Annotated in this window: 3 protein-coding genes; 2 read left to right on the top strand and 1 reads right to left on the bottom strand. The window is 66.5% G+C overall.

Annotation, left to right across the window (positions count from 1 at the left end; translation table 11 throughout):
* The coding region (locus AB1824_13220) for a PP2C family protein-serine/threonine phosphatase (GenBank protein ID MEW5765921.1) at nucleotides 1–794 on the top strand (794 nt) is incomplete at its 5' end.
* Between the two features lie 82 nt (nucleotides 795–876).
* Here the strand turns inward: AB1824_13220 and AB1824_13215 are convergent.
* Nucleotides 877–1,578, bottom strand: coding sequence for an aspartate/glutamate racemase family protein (locus AB1824_13215; protein ID MEW5765920.1), 702 nt, complete (start codon nucleotides 1,576–1,578; stop codon nucleotides 877–879).
* 388 nt (nucleotides 1,579–1,966) lie between these two features.
* On the opposite strand from AB1824_13215, the gene AB1824_13210 reads away from it, so the two are divergent.
* A partial coding sequence (locus AB1824_13210) for a TonB-dependent receptor (GenBank protein MEW5765919.1) occupies nucleotides 1,967–4,252 on the top strand: 2,286 nt, incomplete at its 3' end.

Below are 4,252 nucleotides of genomic sequence, written 5' to 3'. Positions count from 1 at the left end.
TGGCCTCAGCGGCCTCCCTGCGGATCCGGAACATCCAACTGGCCCGGGAGTCCGCCGAGCGCCGACGCCTCGAGGACGAGATCTCCCTCGCCCGGAGGATCCAACTGAACCTGCTGCCCACCCGCCTCCCCGAGGTGGAGGGCTACGCGTTCCTCGGCCGGAACCTCCCCTCTCGCCACGTTTCCGGCGACTTCTACCAGGTCCTGACCCGGTCCGAGGGCCGAGAGGTCGTGCTCATGGTGGCGGACGTGTCGGGCAAGGGCATCGCCGCGGCCCTCCTGACGGCCTCCCTCGAGGCCCTCCTCGCGGCGCCCATCGAGGCCGGCCGCGAACCGGCACAGATCTTCGCTCGGGTCGGCGGCCTCCTCCACCGCAGGACGCCTCCGGAGAAGTTCGCCACGGCGTTTCTGGCCGTCCTGGACGTCGGGTCGGGGCGACTCGCCTATTCCGGAGCGGGGCACCCCCCGGCGCTCCTTGTGAGGGAGTCGGGGGGGACGGAGTGGCTCGACGGCCGGGGCTTTCCTCTGGGGATCCTCCCCGACGCGGAGTACGACCAGGGAGAGACCATTCTTCGCCAGGGAGACACCCTGCTCCTGTACACCGACGGGATCACGGAGGCCATGAACCCCGATCACGACCTCTATGAATCGGACCGGCTGGAGGCCGTCGTGAGGGACCACCGCCTCCTGGACCTGCATGCGCTCGCGGCCGTATTGGAGAAGGACCTGGAGACCTTCGCCCAAGGGGAGCCCTTCGCCGACGACCGCACGGCCGTCCTCCTGCGCAGGCTCTGACGGCCCGTCGGCGAGCCCGGATCTTGGCCCCCAGACGCACCACCCGGGCGGGACCTCCAAAGCCGGATCGGCCGGAACCGGTTCAGCCGCCGTCTCCAGAGAGCGCGAAGTCCGCGGCGGCGCGCGCGTGGATGGCCAGGGTGTCGAAGAGGGGCAGGTCCACGTGCTCCGGCCGGACGAGGAGGGGGATCTCGGTGCATCCCAGGACGACCCCTTCCGCGCCGCGCTCGCGCAGCCCCTCGATGACGTCCAGCATGCGGGCCCGGGTCTCGGGAAGGAACCTGCCCTTGAGGAGTTCGCCGTAGATGGCGCCGTGGATGAAGGCCCGGTCAGCCTCTCCGGGGACCAGAACCTGGAGTCCCGCCTCGCCGAGCCGCCGGGTGTAGAAGTCCTTCTCCATGGTAAACCGGGTTCCCAAGAGGCCGACGCGGGCCAGCCCCCGGCCGCGGATGGACTCCGCCGTGGCCGCGGCGATGTGGAGAATGGGGCGGGACAGCTTGGTCTGCAACTCGTCCGCGTACAGGTGAAGGGTGTTGGCGCACAGGACCAGGCACTCCGCACCGGACCTCTCCAGTCCCAGGGCCGCCTCCTCCACGAGGGCCAACACGCCCCGATGGTCCTCCGTCGCGTTCAGCCGGTTGATGTCCCCGTAGTTGAAGGAGTGGAGGAGGATCTTCGCGGCTTCGAGTCCGCCGAGCCTGCGGTTCACGTCCTCGTTGATGAGCCGGTAGTACTCGATTGTGGAGACCCAGCCCGTTCCGCCCACCAATCCCAAGGTCCGCATTGGACACTCCCTCCGGCTGGCGCCTCTCGCCCCGCCCAACGCAGTCTGGGGCATCCCGCTGTCCGGGGCAATCCAGGAGGGACGGACGGCCCGGTCCGGGGGTTCACCCAACCGGAAGGAGGCAGCGACCAGGGCGGCGCCATCCGTCCCCCCGCGCCGGCTTTCCAATGGGGGAGGGAGGCCGGAATCGGGTCCTCCTCTCCCGGCCAAACCGTCCCGGTCTGGTGACGCTTCGTCCCTCCCCCTGTCCATCCCGCCCCTATGGGATTGCCGGTGCCGGAAAGCGGGTCTTAGCCTCACCTGGAGGGGCGCGGTGTCTTTTCCGCGGCCCGCGAGGACTGGGCAACCGGGAAACGGTAGGACCCTTGGAGGAACAGGAGGTGAGAGCATGAGGAATCGGAAGGTGCGGATCATCTGCCTTGCGGCGGCGGCGCTCGTTCTGGCCATCGGCTTGATGGCCCAGCAGGGCGGCGGCATGCAGGGCAAGGTGACGGACGAAGCCGGGCAGCCGGTGATCGGGGCCACCATTCAGGTGAGCGGTCCCAACCTGCAGGGCTTCATGGGAACGGCCTCGGACACGAACGGCCAGTACGTCATCCCGTTCCTGCCCGTGGGCAAGGACTATCAGGTGAAGGTGGAGGCCCCCGGCTACAACACGGTGGTGCGCAAGGGCATCGAGATCCCCCTGGGCACGACCATCAGCCTGCCCTTCACCCTGAGCCAGGGCAAGACGGAGATCGTGGTCACGGCCGCGGCCCCGGTGATCGACACCAAGCGGACCGAAGTCGGCGCCAACATCTCCGACACCATGATCAGCTCCATCCCGCTGGCCCGTAATTCCGCCGGCATCGCCTTCCTGGCCCCCGGCGCCGTGTCCTCGGGTCTGGCCGACACGCCCTCCATCGGCGGCGCGTCGGGCCCCGAGAACTCCTACACGGTCAACGGCGTGGACGTGACCGGTTCGGGCGACGCCCTCAACCTGACCGCGCTGAACTTCGATTTCATCGAGGCCACCGAGGTGAAGACGGGCGGTCTCGACGCCGAGTTCGGCGCCCTCATGGGCGGCAACATCAACTCCATCACCAAGAGCGGAGGCAACGAGTTCCACGGCTCGCTCTTCGCGTACTACTTCGACGACGGCATGGGCGCCACCGAGCGCCGGCTCGTCAACCCCACCATCGTCAACTTCCGCAAGGCCTTCAAGCAGTACGACATCGGCGGCAGCCTGGGCGGCTACTTCATCAAGGACAAGCTCTGGTTCTTCGTGGCCTACGACTACAACAAGACCGAGCAGTCCTTCACCGCCAACGGCGGCGACGACAACGTGTACCTGAACGGCCGCCCCTCCTACTCCTGGGCCGCCGCCACGGGGTACGAGAACACGGACAAGGACCCCCAGTACGCCCTGAAGCTGACTTGGAACGTGAGCCCCAACCACAAGCTGGGCTTCTCCTGGTTCGGCAACAACGACACGGTGAACCGCTTTCGTAACTTGGGCAATCTATCCCCCGTGGCCTCGCCCACGGAGGACAAGACGGACAACTACGCCCTGAGCCTGCAGTGGAACGCCACCTGGACGCCCAAGTTCTTCACGGAAATGGTCATCGCCCGACGCCACACGAAGGACCAGACCGTAGCTACGAACGCCCAGGCCATGGACAGCTGGGGCTATTACTACCGGTACGGGTCGGGCACCTATGTGGGCTATCAGGCAATCCCCGATCCTACTGTGCTGCCGAACTCCTATCATCCCGCCACATCTCGCATCGACCTTGCGGCCTACTCTCCCTCGTACGGCGGGATGACCTATCAATACACTACGGACATCAACGACCAACTCCGCTTCAAGGCGACCCACCTCTTCAACTTCCACGGCCGCCACGAGCTGTCCTACGGCTTCCAGTACTACGACATCCAGTACGACTACGACTTCAACTACACGGGCCCCGGCGTGACGAGCGCCCACACCCTGCTGTACGACCCCTCCACGGGCCTCTACATCAACAACCCCTGGCTCGGCCGCACCTCCAACAGCGGCGCCATCGTCCGCTGGCATTATGTTCCGGGGTCCAGCGCACCCTTCCGGTATCGCGCCCAGACCTTCATGAACAACCAGGCCAAGGAGACCAAGCAGAAATACTACGCCTACTGGGCCCAGAACAACTGGAACATCACCGACTACTTCATGCTGAAGGTGGGCGTCCGCCTCGACCAGATCCACATGAAGGGCGGCGACAACTCCATCAACGTGCCCGCCGTCCTCGCCCCGGCAGGCGGCGTTCGCGGCCAGTTCTCCGACGGCAAGGCGCGCAAGGTCAACATCAACGACATGTGGGCCCCCCGCATCGGCTTCACGTGGGACGTGTTCCACAACAGCAAGAGCAAGCTCTACGGCTTCTGGGGCCAGTATTACGAGCGCATCCCCAACGACATGGCCATCCGCGCCCTGACGGACGAGTACTTCTTCTTCGAGTACTTCCGCGACCCGGCCCTCACGACCCCTGTGAGCATCGCCTGGTCCTACGGCTTGTACCCGACCCAGATTACGGGCGGCCCCAACGGCGGCAGCCTGAAGGGCTCCTACAACAACGAAACGATCCTCGGCTTCCAGTACGAAGTGCGCCCCGACTTCTCGGTGGGCGCCCGGGCCATCTACCGGACCCTGGGCCGGGCC

The organism is Acidobacteriota bacterium (genome assembly GCA_040752915.1).
Classification (GTDB): Bacteria; Acidobacteriota; UBA4820; order UBA4820; family DSQY01; genus JBFLVU01.
This window is presented reverse-complemented; position numbering and strand designations above follow the sequence as displayed.

What these genes read in the sequence shown, in the direction of transcription:
- AB1824_13215 (MEW5765920.1), bottom strand. Translation starts at nt 1,578, where the DNA reads ATGCGGACCTTGGGATTGGTGGGCGGAACGGGCTGGGTCTCCACAATC.